Origin of the sequence: Sporosarcina sp. ACRSM (assembly GCF_022346545.1) — a bacterium.
Lineage (GTDB): Bacteria > Bacillota > Bacilli > Bacillales_A > Planococcaceae > Sporosarcina.
In genome coordinates, this window is record NZ_JAKRNU010000004.1 from 71091 (window position 1) to 94511 (window position 23421).

Annotated in this window: 19 protein-coding genes and 1 pseudogene; 16 read left to right on the forward strand and 4 right to left on the reverse strand. The window is 43.5% G+C overall.

Annotation, left to right across the window (positions count from 1 at the left end; genetic code table 11):
* Positions 1-3 precede the first annotated feature (3 nt).
* The 3 genes from MHZ95_RS07695 to MHZ95_RS07705 all read left to right on the forward strand — a co-directional run bounded on the left by MHZ95_RS07695 (position 4) and on the right by MHZ95_RS07705 (position 3545).
* Complete coding sequence (locus tag MHZ95_RS07695; RefSeq protein WP_239390280.1) at positions 4-1194, forward strand: DUF4317 domain-containing protein; 1191 nt, start codon at positions 4-6, stop codon at positions 1192-1194.
* Between the two features lie 39 nt (positions 1195-1233).
* Positions 1234-2790: a GAF domain-containing sensor histidine kinase gene (locus tag MHZ95_RS07700; protein ID WP_239390040.1), complete on the forward strand. Its 1557-nt coding sequence runs from the start codon at positions 1234-1236 to the stop codon at positions 2788-2790.
* A gap of 143 nt (positions 2791-2933) precedes the next feature.
* Positions 2934-3545 (forward strand): RraA family protein, encoded by a 612-nt coding sequence (locus MHZ95_RS07705; protein ID WP_239390041.1) that lies wholly within the window; start codon positions 2934-2936, stop codon positions 3543-3545.
* Between the two features lie 141 nt (positions 3546-3686).
* On the opposite strand, the pseudogene MHZ95_RS07710 reads toward MHZ95_RS07705, so the two are convergent.
* Positions 3687-5035 (reverse strand): annotated as a pseudogene (locus MHZ95_RS07710) (IS1182 family transposase).
* A 115-nt stretch (positions 5036-5150) separates the two neighbouring features.
* Positions 5151-6008 (reverse strand): LysR family transcriptional regulator, encoded by an 858-nt coding sequence (locus tag MHZ95_RS07715; protein WP_239390042.1) that lies wholly within the window; start codon positions 6006-6008, stop codon positions 5151-5153.
* A gap of 171 nt (positions 6009-6179) precedes the next feature.
* Between MHZ95_RS07715 and acnA the strand changes: the two genes are divergently transcribed.
* The 4 genes from acnA (at position 6180) to MHZ95_RS07735 (ending at position 13619) form a co-directional block, all read left to right on the forward strand.
* Positions 6180-8879 (forward strand): aconitate hydratase AcnA, encoded by a 2700-nt coding sequence (gene acnA, locus MHZ95_RS07720; RefSeq protein ID WP_239390043.1) that lies wholly within the window; start codon positions 6180-6182, stop codon positions 8877-8879.
* A 101-nt stretch (positions 8880-8980) separates the two neighbouring features.
* Entirely contained in the window at positions 8981-10282 is a 1302-nt protein-coding gene (locus tag MHZ95_RS07725; RefSeq protein ID WP_239390044.1) for a CitMHS family transporter, read from the forward strand.
* A gap of 243 nt (positions 10283-10525) precedes the next feature.
* Positions 10526-12883 (forward strand): polyprenyl synthetase family protein, encoded by a 2358-nt coding sequence (locus tag MHZ95_RS07730; protein ID WP_239390045.1) that lies wholly within the window; start codon positions 10526-10528, stop codon positions 12881-12883.
* Between the two features lie 208 nt (positions 12884-13091).
* On the forward strand, positions 13092-13619 hold the full coding sequence (locus tag MHZ95_RS07735; RefSeq protein ID WP_239390046.1) for a nitroreductase family protein: 528 nt from the start codon (positions 13092-13094) through the stop codon (positions 13617-13619).
* A gap of 27 nt (positions 13620-13646) precedes the next feature.
* On the opposite strand, the gene pgeF is transcribed toward MHZ95_RS07735, so the two are convergent.
* The gene (pgeF, locus tag MHZ95_RS07740; RefSeq protein ID WP_239390047.1) at positions 13647-14411 is read right to left on the reverse strand and encodes a peptidoglycan editing factor PgeF; all 765 of its coding nucleotides are present in this window, start codon (positions 14409-14411) and stop codon (positions 13647-13649) included.
* A gap of 144 nt (positions 14412-14555) precedes the next feature.
* Here pgeF and MHZ95_RS07745 point away from each other — a divergent pair, with 144 nt between their 5' ends.
* From MHZ95_RS07745 to MHZ95_RS07755, 3 genes are all read left to right on the forward strand, one after another.
* Positions 14556-14993 carry a DUF4183 domain-containing protein gene (locus tag MHZ95_RS07745; protein WP_239390048.1) on the forward strand — a complete coding sequence of 146 codons (438 nt, stop codon included), beginning with the start codon at positions 14556-14558 and terminating at the stop codon, positions 14991-14993.
* A gap of 78 nt (positions 14994-15071) precedes the next feature.
* On the forward strand, positions 15072-15392 hold the full coding sequence (locus tag MHZ95_RS07750) for a DUF4183 domain-containing protein (RefSeq protein WP_239390049.1): 321 nt from the start codon (positions 15072-15074) through the stop codon (positions 15390-15392).
* A gap of 248 nt (positions 15393-15640) precedes the next feature.
* Entirely contained in the window at positions 15641-15982 is a 342-nt protein-coding gene (locus MHZ95_RS07755; protein ID WP_239390050.1) for a zinc ribbon domain-containing protein YjdM, read from the forward strand.
* 177 nt (positions 15983-16159) lie between these two features.
* Here the strand turns inward: MHZ95_RS07755 and MHZ95_RS07760 are convergent, their stop codons facing one another.
* Positions 16160-17350 (reverse strand): coenzyme F420-0:L-glutamate ligase, encoded by a 1191-nt coding sequence (locus MHZ95_RS07760; RefSeq protein ID WP_239390051.1) that lies wholly within the window; start codon positions 17348-17350, stop codon positions 16160-16162.
* 131 nt (positions 17351-17481) lie between these two features.
* Between MHZ95_RS07760 and MHZ95_RS07765 the strand changes: the two genes are divergently transcribed.
* The 6 genes from MHZ95_RS07765 to MHZ95_RS07790 all read left to right on the forward strand — a co-directional run bounded on the left by MHZ95_RS07765 (position 17482) and on the right by MHZ95_RS07790 (position 23390).
* Entirely contained in the window at positions 17482-18369 is an 888-nt protein-coding gene (locus MHZ95_RS07765; protein WP_239390052.1) for a LysR family transcriptional regulator, read from the forward strand.
* 54 nt (positions 18370-18423) lie between these two features.
* Positions 18424-18789 (forward strand): DUF488 domain-containing protein, encoded by a 366-nt coding sequence (locus MHZ95_RS07770; protein ID WP_239390053.1) that lies wholly within the window; start codon positions 18424-18426, stop codon positions 18787-18789.
* A gap of 10 nt (positions 18790-18799) precedes the next feature.
* Positions 18800-20062, forward strand: a complete 1263-nt coding sequence (locus MHZ95_RS07775) for a sensor histidine kinase (protein ID WP_239390054.1) — start codon at positions 18800-18802, stop codon at positions 20060-20062.
* A gap of 11 nt (positions 20063-20073) precedes the next feature.
* The gene (locus tag MHZ95_RS07780) at positions 20074-20964 is read left to right on the forward strand and encodes a response regulator (protein ID WP_239390281.1); all 891 of its coding nucleotides are present in this window, start codon (positions 20074-20076) and stop codon (positions 20962-20964) included.
* Positions 20965-21121: 157 nt separating this feature from the next.
* Complete coding sequence (locus MHZ95_RS07785) at positions 21122-22396, forward strand: cation:dicarboxylate symporter family transporter (protein ID WP_239390055.1); 1275 nt, start codon at positions 21122-21124, stop codon at positions 22394-22396.
* Between the two features lie 391 nt (positions 22397-22787).
* Entirely contained in the window at positions 22788-23390 is a 603-nt protein-coding gene (locus tag MHZ95_RS07790) for a class I SAM-dependent methyltransferase (protein WP_239390056.1), read from the forward strand.
* The last annotated feature ends 31 nt before the right edge of the window (positions 23391-23421 follow it).

The following is a 23421-nucleotide window of genomic DNA, read 5'->3' on the forward strand; positions in this document are numbered from 1 at the left end:
GAAATGAATAAAAAGGCCATTGCGGCGATTCGCAAGCAATTTAAGGTAGAGACGGATTTGATGAAGATTTCGGATATATACAAAGTATATATTCGGCAGGAAAGTAGTGAGATCTATCACGAGGAAGGCCAGCCGTTTTCCATGTTGGAACGGGAGCAACAGGAGCTGTTCCTTAACAACTTCAAAAAAGTGTTAGGTGGAAAATTGGATATAAAGTTGTTTGAAGTGAAGTTCAAGCGCCAAACGGAGGAACAAGCGGATCATACCCAGCAGCTTTTATATGATGGTCTGCAGACGGGTGAAGTGGAAGAGTGGAAAGCGAATATGCAGCGCATTGCCGGGAAGATGGTGCAGGATGTGCAATATGAAAAGGACATCGTTGTGACATTTATTCGCGGGAATTATTTTAAACCGACCAAAAGGCATAGCGAGGAAGAGGAAGTCGCCGATCGGGACGAAGTGTACAAGAACCCCTTCATTCTCTGCAGTGTAAATCAGACTGATTTACCAAAGCGGTCCCTTGTCTTTGATTTCAATGAAAAGCAATATAAGGCGCATGATTTGATTGATCCGATTATCAATTTAACGTCTCCGATTGGCGGGTTTTTATTCCCTTGCTTCACGGATAACGCGGCAGACGTCAATCATATTTTGTATGCGGCAGGTAAAGCGAACAAGCCGAATTACCATTTTATCGAGAATGTGCTGGACGGCGAAGAGATCATGACTGCCGAAGATGATAAGGCCGTCTTTGAGGAGATTGTCAAAGAAGTCGTTGGGGAAGAAGTAAATACAAGGACCCTTGCCAATGTCTATGATGAAATCAATAGCATGTTAGTGGTGGAAGAAGAGCAAGAAGAAGAGGAAAGTCTACCCACTTTGGATACAAAAGAAGTGGAACGGGTATTGAAAGCAAGTGGCGTGAAAGACGTGGACACGGCAAAAGTAGAAAGAGCATTTCAGAAAGTGATTGAGGACAAAAACTATGAAATGAAGGCCAGCCACGTCGTTCCGAGCTACACATCCAAGTCCATCAAAATTGAAACGAAAGTGGCGAATATTACGATTAGCCCACAGGACTTAAGATATGTGCGGCAAGTCACGGTCAACGGCAAACGTTGTATCTTGATCGAAGTGGAAGAAGATACGATGATTGAAGGATTTACGCTGCTTCCAGAAGAATTAGTAGAGTAGTTGGTACGATCAACATGCCTATAATGGGAGGCCATGTCTATGTTAAATGAACAGACGAGATATTCGAGGCTTGCAAATCTAACAAAAATAATTAATACGAAGTTAGACCTACGTGAAGTGTTGCAGCATGTGACAACGGCCATATCCGAAGAGATCGTGCAATGTGATGCAGTTGGAATTTATTTACCAGAGAAAAATGGGACATTTAGAGGGTTTGTCGGAAAACCGGATGTGATCAACGGCGAAACGCTCGATATGCAAGTCATCGATTTGGAGCGGGACTTACTGGCCAAAGAAGTGGTTGAAACGAAAAAAACGATCTATATTCCTGACACTACAAAGGATCATCGCCCCGATCCGAGATCAATGGAAGCATTTAAGATTAACTCCTTATTAGCACTGCCGATTTCGTATGGAGAAGAGTTATTCGGGTTAGCTTTTTTATTCGATTATGCTATACCAATGAACTTAACGCCATTGGAAATTCAAAGTGTGGAAGCGTATGTGAATATGGCGGCAGTCGCCATTCGGAACGCCAAGAATATGGAGCAACTGGAAAGTATGGTGGAAGAGCGGACAAAGGAACTCGCCGCTGCTAATGAAAAGGTTACGAATGTCATTGAAAGTATCACGGATGGCTTCTTTGCATTGAACAAAGAGTGGAAATTTGTTTACATCAATCAACATCAATACTTACCTGCAAATAGAACTAGAGAAGACGTATTGGGCAAAAATATATGGGAAGTATTGCCGAAGAGTGTAGGGACCGTGATGTATGAAGAATTTCACCGCGCGATGACAGAGCGGATTGCGATCCAATTTGAAGCGCCATCTGCCTATGATGATTATTGGTATGAGGCAATGGTGTACCCGTATGACGAGGGAATTTGCTGCCTGTTTAAAAATGTAACTGAAAAAAGGAAGTATGAAGAAGAGCTGAAAAGGCTGTCCAATTTGGATTTAATCGGGCAGATGGCGGCAGGTATCAGTCATGAGATCCGAAATCCGATGACCACCGTGCGGGGTTTTTTACAGTTGTTAAAACAAGAAGGCAAATATGAAAAACATGATGGGCTTTTTGAGTTGCTCATCGAAGAATTGGATCGTGCCAATTCAATCATTACCGAATTTCTTTCCATAGGGAATACCAAAACTTCCGATTTACAAATGTACGATTTGAATTCAATTATTCAAGAAATCGCACCTCTAATCGAAATCGATACACGTAATCAAAACAAAACGGTTCACTTCGATCTGCATGACATTCCGGAATTACTGTTAAATCGCAATGAAATCCGGCAACTGATCATCAATCTCTACCGCAACGGACTCGACGCGATGTGCAAAGGACAAGTGCTGACGATCCGTACGTATAAAGAGGATGAGAATTGTGTCGTTCTTGCTGTGCAAGATCAAGGAGAAGGAATCCGTTCCGAAATCATCGAGAAGATAGGAACCCCGTTTTACACGACAAAAGACCATGGTACCGGTTTAGGATTAGGCATCTGCTATGCCATTGCCGCCCGTCATCAAGCGAAAATTGAAATGCAGACAGGATCTGAAGGCACTACTTTTTTTGTGAAATTCAGTAAGTAGGCATGTTTAAGCAGAGTCTGGTTTACAGTAGACCATTCCTATTTGGAATCAATCATGATGAAGGATCGCTATTTTTAGTAAAGTTGGATACCTGCTAAGCTGAATGTAAACATAAAAAGTACCATTCATGGGGGAGAGGCAGAATGAGCATTGTAGATCGTTTTCAAGAGGTTCCAACAACTTGTATTTCGGATGCGTTAGAGGGTCTGAATAACTTGGATGCAGCGATTAAACCGTTAAAGGAAGAGTATCGGGTCGCCGGTCGTGCATTTACAGTGAAAATGCCTGTCGGGGATAACCTTGTCGTTCTTAAAGCGATTCGGGAAGCGCAGCCCGGCGATGTGCTGGTGATTGATGCGAAAGGGGATACGTACCGGGCGATTGCGGGTGACTTTATCCTCGGCATGGCTCAAACACTCGGCATTAAAGGAGTAATTGCAGATGGGGTCATCCGTGATATTATCGGGGCCAAAAAATTGGATTATCCGGTTTTCTGCAAAGGGACGACTATTGCTGCAAGTGGCAAAGCAGGGGAAGGTGCCATCAATATACCGATTTCTTGCGGTGGGGTAACGATTCATCCGGGCGATCTCATTGTCGGCGATGCGGATGGCGTTGTAGTAATCCCACGTGCAATTGAAGAGGAAGTATTGGAAAAAGCAGTGGATAAAGAGTTGAAAGATCAGGCAAGAGCCGAGAAAGTATCCGGGAAAAAGGAAGAAGTCATCGCGTATTTGGATAAGTTCTTATCATAAAAAAATGGACAGGCTTCAAAAAAGCCTGTCTCAGATTGTCGACAAAAGGGCTTCGGAATGAAAAATTCCGAAGCCCTTTTCTTAATTTCTTTAAAAACCTCCTCAAATGACTGGAGGTTAGGCCTCTTCGAGGCCATTATATTAAGCCATTTCTGGACTTTTCCAAGTCCAGTTGGCCATCTTTTTTAAATTCATGGCAGCAAAAGTAAGCGTCGCCTGCATCGACAGTTTTTTAAGTCCCCTTAACGTTGTCCAACGCATGCCATGCTTTTCTTTTGCATCTGCGAATACACGTTCAATCGTTTCTTTGCGTTTCGCATAAATTGGTTTTACATCTTTGTGATGACGAAGATGGTCCGCCTCTTCCACGTATTCTTGCCAAATATGACGTGTCACCACTTTTTGATGATTTTTACTCTCGGTACATTGCGTTAAAAAAGGACACGTCGCACAAATGTGTTTGGGAGATTTGTACTCACGGTATCCCTCTTTATTCGTGGTGGAATAGTTCAAAATTTCGCCCGCTGGGCAAAGGTAACAATCGAAGTATTCATCATAAACGTATTCATGTTTTCGGAAGAATCCTTCCTTCGTGCGTGGTCGTGTGTATGGCAGGGCAGGTGTAATTTCATGACCAAATAAGTAACTCGTAATTGCAGGTGTTTTGTAAGCTGCGTCTGCGGCAACAGCTGTGGGTTTTCCAACTTTTTCGGTTACTGTTTCAACTAATGGCTCTAAGATATGACTATCGTGTACGTTACCTGGTGTTACAATCGTGCCAAGTATAAAACCATTACGGTCTGAAGCCGCATGAAATGAATAGGCGAACTGTTTTGTACGTTCATCTTTGACATAGTAACCACTCCCTGGGTCGGTTGTGCTTTCTTTAATTTCCTTCGATTCTTCCTTATCAAACTTATCCGGTGGGAAAGGCTTTTTTCCATGATCTTCTCGATCTTGATTAATCTCTTCCTGCAGGCGTTCTTGATAAGTACGTGAACAACCATCTTTTCAAATTTGCGCTTATTCGCACTCGCTTTCACATGTGTAGAATCAATAAAAACATGTTCTGCACTAATCAATTTTTTCTCAGCAGCTGTCTTTAATATACGATAGAATATCTCTTCAAATAGATCTGTCTCTTTAAAACGACGCTCGTAGTTTTTTCCGAACGTCGAGAAGTATGGCACTTTATCGTGGAAGCCATAGCCTAAGAACCAACGATAGGCCATGTTCGTTTCAATTTCTTCGATCGTTTTACGCATTGAACGAATACCGAAGGTGTATTGAATCAGGGTGAGTTTAATTAAAATAACCGGATCTATACCTGGGCGATCTACCTCTGAATACATATCTTTCACCAAGTCATAAATAAAAGAAAAATCAATCGCTGCTTCCATTTTACGAACCAAATGGTTCGCTGGCATAAGTTCGTCTAATGCGATCATTTCAATTTGATCTCTTTGAATGGAATTATGTTTCGTAAGCATCCTCGTCACCTCAAGATTTTAATTACTTTTACTTTAAAACAAAAAAGATTGTAGACAAAGTAAAAATCAACTTTGTCTACAATCTGGGACAGGACATGAAAAAGCCTGTCTTTTTTTACGCCAACTGTTTGATAAAGTCAACAAATGCCCTTACAACGTTCAGTTTTTCGGCGTCTTTGTAATAAATCATCCATGTTTTTTGCGTGAGGGGTAGGCCTTCTTTTGTTTGCAATGGAATTTGGTGCACATGCGGAACGTCTTCTAAAAAGAGAGACGGAAGGATGGCATAGCCAAGCCCGCTTAAGACCATTTCCTTGCATGTATCCCCGCGGTCGATCGTCACCCTGACGAGCGGTGGCTGTGCATAGCGTTCTGCCCACCAATTATCGGTTAAATGTTTGTAAAGCGAGTCGGTTTGGTAATCGATTCTTGGGAGGTTCGGCAAATCTTCCAAATTGATTGGATGAATCGAAGCGATGCAAAGTTCCTCTTCAAAAAGCAACTCCTTCTCCCCTGGCCAATTGTAATCTCCCCTTATAAAACCGATATGGATATCTTGATTGTAAGTGAGCTGATTGATCTGTTTGCTGTAGCCGGTTTCTACTTGGAATTCGACGTCGGGATATTGTTTTTCAAATGCGGTTAGCCATCCCGGAAGCTGATATTTGCTGATGAAATTGGAGACCCCTAAGCGCAGTGTGCCAGCGATATAATCATTGAAATTGTCGACGTCTTCCTTAATCTCGCGGAATGTGTCCAACAGTTCCGCGGCCCGTTTCGCCAAGTATTCGCCTTCAGGGGTAAATTGAACCCCTTTCACCCCACGGTTGACCACTTTTACACCTAATTCCGTTTCAATTTGTTGCAAGCGTTTTGTAAGTGTTGGCTGGGAAATATACAGGGCCTTTCCCGTGTTCGTAATGTTTTTTTCATGGTAAAGCGTATGAATGATCAGCCAATCCCTTTCGTCCATATCCATTCCACCCGCCCAAATTTTTTATCCAAAGCCTATCATACAAAGAGGTTTTTAGAAAGTCCCATTCAAAATAGGTATCATCCACTATGCCATAACCCTATTTTTCGAATGATGGAAATTATATTACGCTAAGAGTAGATCATTTTCGTCAAGTAAGGGGGCAACAACATGACTACAGGTATTGCAAATACGAATTTCACAATCACGATTAACGATAAAGAATATGTGTATTATCCAATTGAAACGGCGGCAGACCGTGAAACAATAAAAAAATTGCCCTATTCAATCAAAGTTCTGCTGGAAGCGGCTATTCGCAAATATGATGGGAGCGCTATCACGATGGAGCATATTCAAAAACTGGCCAACTGGACGATAGAACGCAACCAAAATGAAGAGGTTCCTTTTAAACCGACCCGTATTCTGTTGCATGACACGACGGGATTACCGGCTATTGTCGATTTGGCAGCCATGCGTGAAACGATCCATGAAAAGGGCGGGGACATTTCAAAAGTCAATCCACTCATCCCGGTGGATCTCGTTGCCGACCATTCTGTTGCTGTGGACTTTTATGGAAGCCCAGAAGCGATGGAATTGAATGAGAAATTGAATATGGAACGCAATCGGGAACGGTTCCGTTTTCTACGTTGGGCACAGGAAGCGTTTGACAATTTGCAAGTCGTTCCACCGGCGACCGGTATTATGCACCAAATCAATATGGAGTATTTATCATCCGTCGTCACGACAAAAGAAGTGGATGGTCAAACTATGCTATTTCCGGATTCCCTTGTCGGGACGGATTCGCATACGACGATGATCAATGGGCTTGGCATCGTCGCTTGGGGAGTGGGCGGAATCGAGGCGGAAGCTGCGATGCTTGGGCAGCCTTTATATTTCGTCGTGCCGGAAGTACTGGGGTTCAAATTGACCGGTGCGCTGCCAGAAGGAGTGACGGCAACCGATTTGGCGTTAACGATTACGAATAAGCTTAGGGAATATGGCGTGGTTGGCAAGTTTGTGGAGTTTTATGGGCCAGGTGTCCATTCCATGAGTGTGGCTGACCGGGCGGCAGTTGCGAATATGGCGCCCGAGTATGGCGCGACGATGGGATTCTTCCCGGTTGATCGCGAAACGATCAAGTATTTACGATCGATCGGTCGAAGCGAAGAGCATTTGAATGTCATTGAAACGTATTACAAAGCACAAGGGATGTTCATGGAAGAAACGAGTCCGGCGCCGGATTATCCGGAAATCGTCGAATTGGATCTATCAACAGTCACTGCTTCGCTTGCGGGACCGAAACGTCCACAAGATCGGATCGATTTGAGGGATATGAAGAAAGCCTACAATGCGATTATCCGTCAACCAATCGCAGAAGGAGGCTATGGTCTTTCTGATGAACAGCTGAAAACAGAAGCGACTATCGTCCATCACAATGGTGAAAAATCGCAGATTGGGAATGGCTCGGTTGTACTGGCAGCCATTACAAGCTGTACCAATACATCCAATCCAACCGTGTTAATGATGGCTGGATTATTGGCAAGGAATGCGGTGGACAAAGGGTTGAAAAAGCCTTCATTCGTCAAAAGTTCACTGACACCCGGATCGCGTGTTGTGACAGACTATTTAAAGGAGTCTGGTCTGTTGAACTACTTGGAGCAACTCGGATTCCATGTGGCAGGGTATGGGTGCGCAACGTGTATCGGGAATTCAGGTCCGCTACCTTCTGAAATTAGCGAGGCGATTGAGCAGCATGATTTGACCGTAGCAAGTGTACTTTCAGGCAACCGGAATTTTGAAGGGCGCGTCCATCCGGAAATCAAAGCAAATTATTTAGCATCACCACCACTTGTCGTAGCCTATGCGCTGGCAGGTACTGTGAATATTGACTTTGCGGCTGAACCGATTGGGTTTGATCACGACAACAAACCGGTGTTTTTACGTGATATTTGGCCTTCATCTGCTGAGGTACAGCAATGGATCACGGATGTCATCCGTCCCGAACTTTTTAAAAATCGTTATGAAGAAGTATATGGGGCCAATGAAAGTTGGAACGAGATCAGCATCCCTCAAGGTCAGTTATTCGAATGGGATGATGCTTCCACGTACGTTCAGCAACCTCCCTTTTTACAAGGCTTGACGGAAAATGCTTCGTCTATCACAGATATTGAAAAAGCGAGAGTGTTGGCGTTTCTAGGCGACTCAGTCACAACGGATCATCTTTCCCCGTCGGGGGTCATTACAGCGAGAAGTATGGCCGGAAAGTATTTAAGCGAGAAAGGAATCGATCCGAAGAACTTCAACTCCTATCCTTCGCGGCGAGGTAACCACCATGTGATGATTCGCGGTGCATTGGCCAATCTCCGGATTCGCAACAAGCTTGTGCCTGGATCGGAAGGCGGCGTGACAAATTATTTACCTGTCGATGAAATCGTATCGATGTACGAAGCTTCTTCCAAATATAAGGAAGATGCAACACCGCTTCTCATTATCGCTGGCAAAGAGTATGGAACGGGCAGTTCAAGGGACTGGGCCGCGAAAGGTGTACAGCTCCTAGGCGTCAAAGCGGTCATTGCAGAAAGTTTTGAACGGATTCACCGGAGTAATTTAGTCGGAATGGGTGTATTGCCGCTCCAATTTGCCAATGGCGAAAATGCACAGTCTTTAGGCATTACAGGGAGAGAAACTTTCCATACAGTAGGTTTGTCCAATCAGATTCAGCCAGGCGAGACGATCAAAATGAAAGCGGAAAGGGAAGACGGAACGGAGTTTACCTTTGAAGTCATTGTCCGTCTTGATAATGTTGTCGATGTAGACTACTACCAACATGGCGGCATTATGCAAAAAGTGGTCCGGCAATTGTTGGGATAAGTCATAGCGTACTAGCTCAGAATTTGGGATTCAATCGTCGAATCCCAAATTTAAATAAGAGGTGTGTAAGCGGATTCAGTTTGTTTGGGGGGGAGAATGGAATGATTGCTTTATTAGGTTTTATCATGATGATCTGTTTTATCTTTGTCATTGTGACAAGAAAGATGTCGGCTTTGTTGGCGTTAATTGTCATCCCGCTCGTGTTTGCTGTGATTGGAGGATTTGGAAAAGAGCTAGGTCCGATGATTATGGATGGCTTGCTCGGTGTTGCACCAACAGGAATTATGTTAATGTTTGCTGTTCTGTATTTTGGAATCATGATTGAGGCAGGTTTGTTTGATCCGCTCATTTCTAAAATCTTGAAGATTGTCAAAGGGGATCCTTTGAAGGTGGTACTCGGAACAACGGTGCTTGCAGGTCTCGTAGCTTTGGATGGGGATGGGACGACCACTTATATTATAACCATATCTGCAATGTTACCGCTCTATCTCCGTCTAGGTATGAACCCGCTCATTCTGACATGCGTGTCCATGATGGCGTTCGGGGTGATGAATATGCTTCCATGGGGAGGTCCGACAGCAAGGGCCATCAGTGCGTTGAACCTGGATGCCAATGAAGTATTCCTTCCACTTGTACCGATTATGGTGGCGGGTCTTGCGTGGGTTTTATTGACGGCCTATATTTTGGGAATGAAAGAGCGTAAACGATTGGGAATCCTTGATATCGATATGTCGCGACATGTAGTGCAACAACAAGAATTAGCCGCGACGGCCGAATTGGACTTAAAGCGTCCTCGCCTCATTTGGTTTAACTTTTTGTTAACGCTTTCGCTCGTCGTTGCACTTGTCGTAGGGATCCTTCCATTATCGATCTTGTTTATGATGGCATTTGCATTGGCTTTATTGATCAATTATTCCAATTTGGAATTGCAGAAGAAAGTGCTTGCGGCTCACGCTGATAGTGTGGTCATGGTCGTGGCCTTGATTTTCGCGTCAGGTGTGTTTACAGGAATTCTTTCAGGCACACAGATGGTAGATGAAATGGCCAATAGTCTCATTTCTATTATTCCTGAACAGCTTGGCTCTTCTTTTGCGCTTATTACAGCCATTACCAGTATTCCATTGACCTACGTAATGGCAAACGATCCATATTATTTCGGAATCGTGCCGATTATCGCCCAAACGGCAGCGGCATACGGTGTCGATCCAGTGGAAATTGCACGGGCATCAGTGCTTGGACAACCGATCCATGCCATGAGTCCGTTGATCGCTTCCACGCATCTGCTGGTTGGAATGGCCAAAGTCGACTTTGGGGACCATCAGAAGTTCATCTTGAAATGGGCGTTGGGCACATGTGCTATCATGATTGCAGTCGCTTTACTGACGGGAGCGATTTCATTATAAGGGGAAGATCTGTAAACTCGTTAACAAGCATCCTTTTGGAAACAATAAAAGGGTGCTTATCTACAAGAAGGGCTTGCATCAGTAAACACTGAGGCAAGCCTTATTTGCAATTCCTGCAGTATAAAATTTAGCTTTTAGGCGATAGACATGTTATTTTTGGAATACATTATTGGGAGGTATAAAATAAAGTACTTGGCAAACAAGTTTGGACTATAAATTTAGAGGACGTAAAGTAGGTGTAGTATGAATGAGGTTTTATTAAAAAATGCCGATGCCTGTTATCGATCGGCTGAGAAGAAGGCCGCAGATTATTTTCAATCGCTCGCTGTGCAGCTTACGAACAAGACCTATGTTACTACCATCACACAAGATATACGAGCTTGGAAACAGAATCATATCCGCCACCCATTCTTATCCCTTTTTTCGCGTGGGAAGGGCAAACCTGATTTTAAGGGGTATCACAATTATATTCAATGGCTGGATTACACCGGAAAATTAGATAATTATTTGGATCGCAGTATTTCCTATATTTTCATGAGGGATTTAGGAAAAGACTTGAATTCACCTAAGACTCAAAACAGGATCCAGGATGTAGTTGACGAGTTAAAAACACAACTGCTCGATTCCGCTGCGGGAAAATCGGAGATGTTCAGCATGGCCGGGTTGTATCGCATGGCTCAGAAGGATGGCGTTGAATTGACCATGATCTGGTTGGTCGACAAACTGAAGACGGTTTCCTCCAATATTCCAAATGGGATGGATGCTGAGGAAGCCAAACGAAAATTGATAAAAATCATTGCCGGGGTCATCATGAATCAGATTGAAGAGATGGGCGATGAAATATCGCCTGAGGAGCGGACCCGGAAACTGGATGAAGCGATAAGGCTTGGCTATTCCTATGGTTTGACCTATCCTTTTATCGACGATTTGCTGGATTCGGACGTTTTATCTGATGAAGAGAAAAAACAATACACCGATTTGATACGTACAGTCCTTACGACAGGATCTGTGCCGGAATTAGCAGCATGGACTGGACGTAACAAAGAGCTGATTCAATTTATTCATTCGGAACTTCGTGACGCCTTTTCGACGATTAAACACCATCTGCAACAAGAAACGAACGAAAAGTTCTTCGAGCAGAGCTATGTGTTTTTTCAATCCCAGGAAGTGGATCGTATAAAGAATCTATCGAACGCAAATTACACCAATGAAGAGCTGTACATCCCTGTCATTTTGAAAGCCGCTTCTTCACGATTGATTGTCCGCACAGTCCTCAGTGCTCCAGAGGATGAGGAATTTGATAACCGAGCATTCTTTTATGGGATTTACAACCAGCTCGCCGATGATTTTGCGGATATGTTTGAGGACCTAGAGGCAGGTGCGGTGACACCCTATACGTATTACATGAAATACCATGATAAGTGCCAGGATCTTATCAATCCTTTTGAATTATATTGGACAGTCATCTCCAATCTGATGCATAACGTCTATCAGTCAGATGCTAAAACATGCGAGGTGATTTTAGATCGTGCGATAAACGGTCTGAAACGATTTAAAAAACGGCTAGGAAAAGAAAGATATAACGAAGTGATGGAGCTATTTGCTTCTGGAGATCCGAAGTTCGATCGGCTTATCCAACAGATGGTCCGAAAATCGGATGATGTAGACTTTTTCGATAAACTGCTTCGCGATCATATCGTCTCTAATTTGAAAGAAGAACAGAAAGACCGGGAAGAATTCTTAGATACCATCGGAATTGCCCGCAAACAGATCAATGATGTCCTACACATCCCTAAAATCAATGCTATTTCTTCCATAAATGAGGCTGCAAATTATAGCCTGACGGGTGATGGAAAGCGACTCCGACCGATCATGACGTGGTTTATGGGCGTTAACGAATATGGATTAGATGAATCAGCAATTGTGCCGCTTCTGAAATCCTTGGAATATATGCATACGGCATCTCTCATCTTCGACGATCTACCATCCCAGGACAATGCGCCCATTCGTAGGGGGCGTTCAACATTACACCGATTGTATAATTCAGCCACAGCAGAATTAACAGGTCTCTATCTGACGCAGAAGGCAGTTGAGGAACAAGCCTCTCTTGCACAGTTCGAATCAAAAACTGTGCTTCAATTAGTTCGCTACTCGGCTGGAAAGACGGCGGAAATGTGTCAGGGTCAGCTGATGGACTTGGACTCCAAAGGAAAACAACTGACAGTGGAAGAATTGAATACGATGTGCTTTTACAAAACTGGAATTGCATTCGAAGCTGCCCTCGTCATGCCCGCCATTCTAGCGGGTAGACAAGAATCGGAAATGAACGCCTTGAAAAGATTTGCCTATCATGCCGGCATTGCTTTTCAGATTAAAGATGATTTGCTCGATGTTGAAGGAGATCGGACATTACTTGGAAAGCCGATTGGAAAAGATCTCGAAAATAACAATTCAACTTTTGTGTCCCTCCTTGGCATTAACGGTGCCAAGAAAGCGATGTGGGAACATTACTGTCATGCAATGGACATACTGCAAGAGATACAGCCTCATACGAACTTTTTAAAACATTTACTGGACTATACTGTGAATCGGGAACATTAAGCTTTTGTCTTGGAGCATTCTTGCACCAAGAGGACAATCTGCAATAAGAAAAAATATGTAGAGCATATCATCTGCTAAGGCGATATGCTTTTTCATTTGCCAAACAAGTATAGCTGTAGAAATCAGAGCAATGTGAAAACCCAACGTGAGCAGGAAGTGGGATATGATATAATTGAATTAATAGTTAATTCGGAAGGGAGTCCAGAGTATGTTTGTTTCAGATGCGATCCGGCAAAGAAGAGAGATTACAAACTATCAAGCAAAGGAAATACCCGACAATCTTTTAGAAGAAATTATCGAGTCCGCTTATTTGTCACCGGCGGGGAATAATCTTCCTTCGAGGGAGTTCATTGTCGTTAAAAACAGGGAGATGCTGGTTCATTTAGCTAAAACGACGCCGTTTATGCCATGGTTAACAGAAGCTGCCGCGGCCATTGTCGTCACGGGACGTCCGGCTGTCAGTAAATATTGGTTACAGGATGCATCTATTGCTTGCGGGTTTATTTGGCTGAGTGCCGTGGAGAAAGAGTTAGGAGCCGCATTCGGTGCGGTGTACCATGCTGAAGACGAAGCAGAATCCGAACGCCGTGAAAGTCATGTACGGGATGCGCTAGGAATACCGGAAGACCGCCGTATCGTGGCAATCATCGGGCTTGGATATCCTGCCGAAATCCCAGCGCCGAAAAAACATGTGGCTAAAGAAGACATCGTATACTACGAAAAATTTCAAAATTAAAAAAGGTGTCTGGTCCTAAAAATAGGATCAGATACCTTTTTGCATAATAAAACTCAAATGCCTTCCGCTCCGCTTGTCTTCCCGATAGGAGAAGCCTTCTGCACTTTTAAAGGTACAGGTTGTGTCAATCGTAATCTGTTCGGGTGGGATGCCCGCCAATTGACATTGTTGTTTGACGGTCAGCTGATTATCAATATGGTATTTTCCGGTTTGGTGTTTGTAATACATGAAATCATCCGCATAGCCGAGCGCTTGGAATTTCAAATAGACGTCTTCGTCAACTTCGAATTTGTCCTGACTGAGAGCCGCGCCGAGTTGGACATGAAAATCGCTAGGATTGCATTGTTCCACGTGGATCAAATGATCAAAGAACTTCCGGGTAATTTCTTTGACGGTCCCTTGCCAGCCGGAATGGATGACACCGATAAGGCCATTCACTTCATTGTAAAAAATGACCGGGACGCAATCTGCGGTAAAGCTGCAGAGGACTATATCCGGTTCATACGTGTACAGGGCATCTGTATCCGCAATGGCCGTTTCCAGTCGGGTAGCGCCCCGCCCTTTATCCGCAAGCGTCACTTTGTAGAAATGGTCACTATGGGTTTGTTGAGCACAAACGAAGCGATCGAGTTCACAATGTAAAGAAGCCGCTAATTTTTTCCGGTTTTCCACTACATCGTCGGGATTGTCACAAACGTGAAGGGCCATATTATTGTTTTCAGGTTCGGCAACATCTTTCATTGTCATCCCTGCAACGAATTTTGCTTTGTTTACATATATCTTTGTATTCATAACATCACCTCATTTTACTATATAACAGTGTGCGATCGATGTATAGGCTGGTATGTTTAGAAAAATATAAACAATCAGCTAGAGATATCAGGCTAATCCATCAACAAAGCTTTCGCATATCTTATGGTTATGGAGGTGATATACATGTGTAAAAATACCCGCTGTAAAAGAAAAAAGATTACTGAAGTGAAAAGTTGTGAAATTCGAAATAGATACGGGCCTTACACGATGGTTCCCCCTAATCCTGATCCCAATCCACTTCCTCCCGCTCCCATCCCTGAAATGACCATTGTGCCAATTGTAAACCGATATTTTTATATTCCACAAACTTCAATTGATCTGGCGAATGGGGCAACCATCCCTGCTACTCTTTTTTATGATGACAATGAAGACCAAGTAGATGAATTTACGATTTTTAGCCCAAATGGTTACGTCAATCTACACATTAATGGGGTCATCCAAGAGGGAGGGTTTTACCAGGCGAACTCCAACGCTTTAACGATCAACCCGGCGAATGGCATCATTCGCGCAGGGACACCGATAATTGTGGAATCATTGGGCTTCACGACGGCAAAGTTGTGAAATCAAAGGGTGGACAGCCCTGTCATTTGACGAGTATTTGGCATCTACTGTGATGATAACTGAAAGGAGGTGAGACAAATGGCACTTTCGCTTATTAATATTAATGTAAATGTTTCGGGTAACTCTGCAAGGTTTTTTAATGTCTTGGACGCTCCATTAGTGATCACAGATGGGACAACAGTTGCTGCGACTGACTTTTTGGATGACACTGGAACAGCGGTGACAGCTTTTCCGATCATCGCAAACGGTTACTATAATCTCTATATTAACGGTGTGTTACAAGAGGGTGATGCGTATACAGTTTCCGCAACTGAATTGACCTTCAATGGTGTTGACGGCACACTCTCGGCTGGTACTCCGCTAATTTTAGAAGCCGTGGAATTATTGACAGTGATTTAACGCCCCTTTGAATTGAAAAATCCCCAGTACATTCCATAAGTGTAATGAAGCTTGCTTTATCGCTTCCCCCCGATTGCTACTGCTTCAATAATTACCAGGATTATTCTGGATGTCAAAACCCTTCAAAGCATGAAGGGTTTTTGTCGTAGGGATGGTGTTTATCATTCGGGTAGGACATGCTAGTATAGAGACGGATATAGAGCCTTATTTTTACTATAAAATGATTATTACGAGTGGAGGAAAAAATCATGTCGAGTTTGCCAAATTGCCCGAAATGTAATTCGGAGTATACGTATGAGGATGGGAATCTGTTGGTTTGCCCTGAGTGTGCGTATGAGTGGACATTGGGATCCGAAGCGGAAGATGTAGAAGAGGTTAAAGTGGTGAAGGATGCGAATGGCAATGTCTTGAACGATGGAGATACGGTTACGGTCATTAAAGATTTGAAAGTGAAAGGAAGTTCGTCTGTCGTTAAAGTGGGGACCAAGGTGAAAGGGATCCGTCTAGTGGACGGAGATCATGATATTGATTGTAAAATTGACGGTTTCGGGGCGATGAAACTAAAATCGGAGTTTGTGAAGAAGGCATAATTATTTGAGGGTCTAAAGTCCTGATTCGCTGATAAGTTGCCAATAAGCGCCGATAACTGGTTCGCAAGCGCTGATATCCATGTGATTGGCGCCGATATTTATTGTGAGTACGCTGATTACTCGAATTTGAATACAAAAAAAGCAATGCCAGCGTAAGCGAGCATTGCTTTTTTATGATTACTTAGAGTAGTTATCGAAATAACCTTGGATGTAGACGATCGGTGTACCTTTGTCTCCGCTTCCTGATGTTAAATCAGAGAGGGAGCCGATCAGATCTGTTAGTTTCCGAGGAGTTGTTCCTTGGGCTTCCATTGAACCGACGAGGTCTTCCTCTTTTTCGTTGATGAATTGGGAGATCGCTTTTTGCAGTTCTTCGCCTCGTAGATCCGCAAAATTATTATCGGCAAGATACTTTAACTTCACTTCGTTCGGTGTACCGTCGAGGCCTGCTGTGTAAGCTGGTGATACGACAGGGTCTGCAAGTTCCCAGATTTTCCCGACAGGGTCTTTGAATGCGCCATCGCCATAGACCATGACTTCCACGTTTTTACCTGTCTTTTCTTTCAACAATTGTTGGATATTATCGACGATCGGCTGACAGTTACGTGGGAAAAGCTTGACGCCATCTTCTGTGGACTTGTTGGAACCGAGAAGGCCGTATTCCTCGTTATAGCCACTGCCGTCGATTGATTCGGATAATACATCATCCAATGTATAGACTTTTTCAGCACCGTTCTCTTCCAGAATGCGTTTTGTCCGGAAACGTGTGTGAATGTCGCAAGTTAACACATTTTTGGTATATTTTAAAATGGTTTTCGGTTTTTGGGAGAAGACAAATTCACACTCCACACCGAACTCTTCCACCAATGATTTGTAGTAATCAATGTAGTCCACGCCTGTGAATGTGTGCTTTTGGTAACCGAAGTGTTGGCGGAACTCATCTTCTGTCAATACGTCCGTCCAAGGATTGATGCCTTTTTCATCGAGTAAATCTAAGCTGATCAAGTGGTTGCCGACTTCGTCAGAAGGGTAGCTCAACATGATGACGATTTTCTTTGCCCCTTTTGCGATGCCGCGAAGGCAGTTGGCAAAACGGTTCCGGCTCAAAATCGGGAAGATGACACCGATTGTATCGTCACCGAATTTGGATTTAATATCTTTTGCAATATGGTCGATGGTTGCATAATTCCCTTGAGCACGTGCGACGATTGACTCGGTTAACGTCACAATATCTCGATCATTTATCGTAAAGCCTTCCACTTCCGAAGCTTTTAGTACACTATCCAAAACGATTTGTTCAATATTATCGCCTTCGTTGATGATGGGACAGCGAAGTCCTCTTACGACGGTACCCACAACTCTTTCCAATCTAATCGCTCCTTATTGTCTCAGGTACCAGGTTCTCACCCGGTATCCGGAAGTATCTTCTTGTACTATACAACGTGGTCATGGTATAAGTAAAATTAATAGTTCAAATGCCGGGTATAAGGGGTGGTTATATGGTTAGTAAATTGGATTTGTATCATGTTTTTTGTACAGTTGCGAAAAATGAAAGCTTTTCAAGGGCGGCAAAGGAGCTGTTTTTAACACAGCCGGCAGTGAGTCAATCCATCATGCAATTGGAAAAGGAACTGGACACACGCCTGTTTATCCGGACACCGAAAGGCGTATCGCTGACCGATGAAGGAAGCCTGTTGTATGAGTATGTGAATTCCGCCATGAATTTAATAGGTGTTGGGGAAGAAAAAATTTCGGAATTTAAAAATTTAACGGTTGGCGAATTGAAAATCGGTGTAGGTGACACGATATCCCGCTATTTTTTATTACCCTATCTGGAGGCCTTTCACACGCGTTATCCGAATATCAAATTTACGATTGCCAATGGGACGACATCTGAACTGTGTGCCATTTTGAAATCGGGCGGCGTTGATATTGCCATTTGTAATTTGCCCATCGATGATCCGACATTGGAACTCCGACCTTGTTTTGAAATCCAGGATATTTTCGTTTACGGCGAGCGCTTTAAAAAGATATTGGCCAAACCGATCAGCTTACAAGAGTTGGTCAAATTGCCGCTAATCTTTTTGGAATCCAATTCGAATTCCAGAAGATATGTCGAGGACTATCTTCAGTCGAAGGGGATTCAGATTGCGCCTGAATTTGAATTAGGTTCGCATGAGTTATTGTTGGACTTTGCTAAAATCAACTTAGGCGTCGCCTGTGTCACAAAGGAATTTTCCCAACCATTTTTAACAAACGGGTTGTTGCGGGAAGTGCAGACTCTTGAAAAAATCCCACCGAGAAGCATAGGCGTCTGTTATTTAAAAACCGTCCCTCTTTCGCCGGCATCCACAAAATTCGTGGAACTGATTGAAGGGGGATTGTAGATGCGAGGCGACTCAATCATTTGATACGATAAAGTGGAGGAAGGAGTGGAGGGGATGTCTATCCGTATTAAGCGTGCATACGATGATGCTTCAAGCGATGATGGAGTTCGGATTCTTGTCGACCGGCTCTGGCCAAGGGGGATGTCAAAAGAATCTTTAAAAATCGATCATTGGATGAAAGAGATAGCACCATCGAATGATTTGCGCAAATGGTTCAATCATGAGCCGGATAAATTCGAAGAGTTCACAAAGAAATATAAGCAGGAATTACAGCTGGATCCAACGAAAATCGAGCAGCTCGAACGATTGCAAGCAATGGTTCGAACGGACGGAAAGATTGTGACACTCGTCTACGGAGCTAAGGACGTTCGGCATAACCAAGCCGTTGTGCTACAGGAATGTCTAACGGAACGACTGTGAGGGAAAATCGATGGAAAAACGAATGAACGGCAATTTTTATAAAACGGATGGTGTCACCCTCATCTTAACGGCTCTGTTGACTGCCATTGCCAGTGAGATCAAAGTCGTACCGTTTAACGGGGATGCATTCCGTTTCGGACTAGGGAGTATTACATTCTTTCTGCTTATTTTAGTACGTCCTCCGGCATCTTTGATCTTAACGGGATTTGTCACGGGGGTAACGGTCGTCAGTATTCGCCTAATTGAAGATCTACTGCTCTTTGGAGGGCAATTATTTGAGTCATTTAGTAATCATTCCCCTGCATTTTTATTCTATTTTGTCTTTGCATTAGGGCTGAAGTGTATACAGGTGGAAAAGGTGAAGACGTATCCACTTCTTTTGGGTGCATGGGCCGCGTTGTTTGAGTTTATCGGTAATGGTTCAGAGTACTTGTTTCGCTCTTTAATTTCCCATTCGGAAAATGTGGGGTTTCGGGACTGGGCATTGGTGAGTGGGGTAGCCATATTACGTTCCTACTTTGTTGTTGGATTATATAGTACGATAACCGTTTCGGAACAAAAAAGACAAATGCAGGAATTGCTTGGAATCGGCTCTGAATTGTATGCGGAGACATTGTATCTGCAAAAGTCGATGAATCATATTGAACAAATCACTGCATCGAGCCATGAACTGTATCGAAAGTTAAAGAAGGAAAATTTGCGTGAATTGAGTACACAAGCCTTGCTTATTGCGCAGGAGATCCATGAAGTGAAAAAGGATTCCCAGCGGATTTACTCCGGTTTATCCAAACTGACAAATCCAAAAAGAAACGATATATTTTATTTGTCGGATGTGCTGGAATTGGTGATCTCCGCCAATAAGAAGTACAGTGAGCTGTTACAGAAAAATATCCATTTTCAACTATCGTTGTCCCAGCAATTTGAAACGGACCAACAAATCCCCCTGCTCGCCTTGTTGAACAATATTACTGCGAATGCGGTGGAAGCCATTCCGAAGAAGGGGAGCATTTCGTTCAATGTATTTGAGAAATCGGACATGCTCTATTTTGAGGTTGAAGATACAGGGGAAGGGATTCCGGAAGATGACCGGGCCCTCATTTTTGAACCGGGCTATACGACTAAATTTAATCATGCGGGAGTGGCGGCGACGGGCATTGGCCTTTCACATGTCCAAGAAATCGTCTCACAGTTGGAAGGGCAAGTGGCTATTGAAGCCTTGCCTACGGGGACGTTGTTCATCATCCAAATCCCGACGAACAATATTCGGAAGTGAGTTGAAGGAATCTGCGTTATTTTATAGTAGACGATGATGCTGCAAGTCGTAAAATGTTGGAGAAAATTATAACGGAAGGGAACCTCGGAGACGTGATCGGGGAGGCGGAAAGCGGTGTGCAATCGCTTCAACGTATCACTTCAACGAATCCCGATGTTGTGTTGATCGATTTATTGATGCCTGAGCTAGATGGGATTGAAACGATTGAACAATTAAGGCTTCAAGGGTTTGAAGGGCAGTTCATCATGATTTCCCAAGTTGTCAATAAAGAGATGGTGGGCGAAGCGTATGAAAAAGGCATCGAGTTTTTCATCCATAAGCCGATCAATCGAATTGAGGTACGTAGCATTTTGAAAAAAGTGGCAGAGCAATACCGTTTGAAAGACTCCATCATGGCGATCCGGCAATCTTTGGCCCACTTTGAATCTGTGGAAACGACGCAACGGAAGCGTAGTGTTAAGGAGATTGTATTGCCGATCTTGAATGCGATGGGCATTGCCGGTGAGGCGGGGAGTGAAGACGTCCTAACGATGATGGAGCTCTTGATCCATCGCACAAACAATGTTGAACAATTACCTTCATTGAAGGAACTATATGAAGCGGTCGCGCGTCAAACAAAAGAAGCGGAGACGGAAGTACTGAAGGAAAGCAAGGCGATTGAACAGCGGATTCGCCGTTTGATCTTGACGGCGATTAATAACTTGGCTGCGTTAGGGGTCATTGACTATACAAACCCGGAGTTTGAGTATTATGCCCCTCGTTATTTTGATTTTCAAGAAATCCGGAGCCGTATGAAACAGATGGAAGAAAATGACGAGTTGCCGATCAAAGTGAAAGTGAATAGTAAAAAGTTTTTGCAAGTGCTTTACCTTGAAACGATGGAAAACTATAATAAGGCGTGAGTTAGTACTATTTCAAATCTTTCACGAAAAAAATTATTTTATTTTCGATTTGTCGGTTTCCGTCGGATTCGATAGGTTCACCTTAGACTATTGATTACAAGCTAATTCGTATTTTGAGTAAACGCTTTCAATAGTCGTGAAGAAGGGAGCTTATTTGATGAAAAAGAAATTTAGAATTCCTTTGGCGTATCAGATCCTTGTCGGATTAATTTTAGGGATCATTGTCGGAGCAATATTTTACGGAAATCCTCATATAGAAACGTATCTACAACCGCTCGGCACGATCTTCTTGAACATGATTAAAATGATCGTTGTACCGATTATTGTATCCTCACTTATCGTGGGAGTCGCAGGTACAGGTGATTTAAAGCAGTTAGGTAAACTTGGCGGTAAGACGATGATTTACTTCCAAATCGTTTCCCTTGTTGCCATCATTGTCGGTTTATCCGCGGCGAACATTTTCAAGCCGGGCGAAGGCGTGGACATGTCACAACTTACGAAAACGGATATCAATTCGTATGTTGGGACGGCTGAAAGTAAGCAAAATGAAACTTTCATGGATGTTCTTGTCGGTATCGTACCGAGCAACGTCATCCAATCGATGGCAAATGCAGATATGCTTGCAGTCATCTTCTTCTCCGTTGTATTCGGATTAGGTGTTGCAGCGGTCGGTGAAAGAGGAAAACCGGTCCTTGCGTTTTTCCAAGGAACGGCGGATGCGATGTTCTGGGTTACGAACTTTATCATGAAGTTCGCACCGATTGGCGTTTTCGGTCTTATCGGTGTAACTGTTTCAAAATTTGGTCTATCTTCTTTAATACCGCTTGGTAAATTGATGATTCTTGTGTATGCGACAATGATTTTCTTCGTTGTTGTTGTACTTGGTGGAATCGCGAAGATGGTTGGTTCAAGCATTTTCGCTATCATTAAGGAATTGAAAGAAGAATTGATTCTAGCTTATTCTACATCGAGTTCAGAATCGGTTCTGCCAAAGTTGATGGAAAAGATGGAGAAATTCGGTTCTCCGAAAGATATTGTGGCTTTTGTTGTTCCAACGGGCTATTCCTTTAACTTGGACGGTTCCACATTGTATCAGGCGCTTGCGGCGATTTTCATCGCGCAAATGTACGGGATCGACTTGAGCATCATGGAGCAAGTGACACTTGTATTGGTACTGATGATTACATCTAACGGTATCGCAGGTGTACCGGGCGTTTCCTTCGTCGTCCTATTGGCGACATTGGGTACTGTCGGTATTCCACTTGAAGGCCTTGCATTCATCGCTGGTGTCGACCGACTCCTTGATATGGGTCGTACAGTTGTCAACGTACTTGGTAACGCATTGGCGACAGTTGTCATGTCAAAATGGGAAGGCCGTTTTGGTACAGAAACAGGAAAGAAACCTTTGGAATCAGTTGAAAAAATGGCGTAAATCCGTCATTCGAATAGTAAAACAGGCAGTTTGGCAAACCGTAATGGGTGCTGGAACTGCCTGTTTTTTTTATCTTCATTCAGCAAATGTTTTTGTACTGAAAGCGAAGCGTCAGCTATAGAAGACTCCCACCTCCATAGGTGGCGAGATGAATGCATTTTGACTTCCTGTTCAGCGGGTGTTCAAACGCCCGCTAAATGAATAATGGAGTGCAGTCTAAGTGCGCGACGTCCTGAAAGGAAAGTGCCTTAATTTCTGCAAAGATCGCAGAAATACGGCAAATCGAACCCTTCGCTGTTCGATTCGCAATTCAAAATCTGGACGCAATCACGCCGAGGCGTGATTGATTTTGGCATCAGAAAAGTTATACTAGGGGCGGGGAGGGACTTTGATGGAGGAAAGAGACTATGATCGGCAGTTGCGTATCCAAACGACTGGGATGAGGGAATGGCAACATCAGTCATCCCATTATAATCGATACGAAGCTACGCCTTATGAAGCGTTGAATGTCTTTTTTACGGAATACGAATTAACGACAACAGATAGTGTAGTCGATTTCGGTTGCGGGAAAGGGCGCTTGGCGTTTTACTTGCATGACCGTTTTCAAGTATCGATCACCGGTATTGAAATGAGTGGACAATTGTATCAGGAAGCGCTTGAAAACCAAGCCAGTTATATGCGCAAAGCGAAAAGGAAGAACGGGACCATCCGTTTTGAGCATTGTTTGGCGGAGCAATATGGGGTGGAAGAAGGAGATAATCGATTTTATTTCTTTAATCCGTTTTCCCTGCAGGTTTTCACAAAGGTTGTCCAGTCCATTTTGCAATCCGTTGAACAGCATCCGCGCTCGGTTGATGTCATTTTGTATTATCCGACGAGTGAGTATATCGAGTTTTTAGACATGCGCACCCCTTTTGAACTGATAAAAGGGGTGACCATACCCGGCTCTTATGAAGAGAATAACAATGAGATTTTTTTAGTGTTCCGTTTATAATCAAAAGGCGTCCTTTGGATCGAGGACGCCT

Coding starts and splice junctions, on each gene's coding strand:
- MHZ95_RS07695 (WP_239390280.1), top strand. CDS start 4: ATGAATAAAAAGGCCATTGCGGCGATTCGCAAGCAATTTAAGGTAGAG.
- MHZ95_RS07700 (WP_239390040.1), top strand. CDS start 1,234: ATGTTAAATGAACAGACGAGATATTCGAGGCTTGCAAATCTAACAAAA.
- MHZ95_RS07705 (WP_239390041.1), top strand. CDS start 2,934: ATGAGCATTGTAGATCGTTTTCAAGAGGTTCCAACAACTTGTATTTCG.
- MHZ95_RS07715 (WP_239390042.1), bottom strand. CDS start 6,008: ATGGACGAAAGGGATTGGCTGATCATTCATACGCTTTACCATGAAAAA.
- acnA (WP_239390043.1), top strand. CDS start 6,180: ATGACTACAGGTATTGCAAATACGAATTTCACAATCACGATTAACGAT.
- MHZ95_RS07725 (WP_239390044.1), top strand. CDS start 8,981: ATGATTGCTTTATTAGGTTTTATCATGATGATCTGTTTTATCTTTGTC.
- MHZ95_RS07730 (WP_239390045.1), top strand. CDS start 10,526: ATGAATGAGGTTTTATTAAAAAATGCCGATGCCTGTTATCGATCGGCT.
- MHZ95_RS07735 (WP_239390046.1), top strand. CDS start 13,092: ATGTTTGTTTCAGATGCGATCCGGCAAAGAAGAGAGATTACAAACTAT.
- pgeF (WP_239390047.1), bottom strand. CDS start 14,411: ATGAATACAAAGATATATGTAAACAAAGCAAAATTCGTTGCAGGGATG.
- MHZ95_RS07745 (WP_239390048.1), top strand. CDS start 14,556: ATGTGTAAAAATACCCGCTGTAAAAGAAAAAAGATTACTGAAGTGAAA.
- MHZ95_RS07750 (WP_239390049.1), top strand. CDS start 15,072: ATGGCACTTTCGCTTATTAATATTAATGTAAATGTTTCGGGTAACTCT.
- MHZ95_RS07755 (WP_239390050.1), top strand. CDS start 15,641: ATGTCGAGTTTGCCAAATTGCCCGAAATGTAATTCGGAGTATACGTAT.
- MHZ95_RS07765 (WP_239390052.1), top strand. CDS start 17,482: ATGGTTAGTAAATTGGATTTGTATCATGTTTTTTGTACAGTTGCGAAA.
- MHZ95_RS07770 (WP_239390053.1), top strand. CDS start 18,424: ATGTCTATCCGTATTAAGCGTGCATACGATGATGCTTCAAGCGATGAT.
- MHZ95_RS07775 (WP_239390054.1), top strand. CDS start 18,800: ATGGAAAAACGAATGAACGGCAATTTTTATAAAACGGATGGTGTCACC.
- MHZ95_RS07785 (WP_239390055.1), top strand. CDS start 21,122: ATGAAAAAGAAATTTAGAATTCCTTTGGCGTATCAGATCCTTGTCGGA.
- MHZ95_RS07790 (WP_239390056.1), top strand. CDS start 22,788: ATGGAGGAAAGAGACTATGATCGGCAGTTGCGTATCCAAACGACTGGG.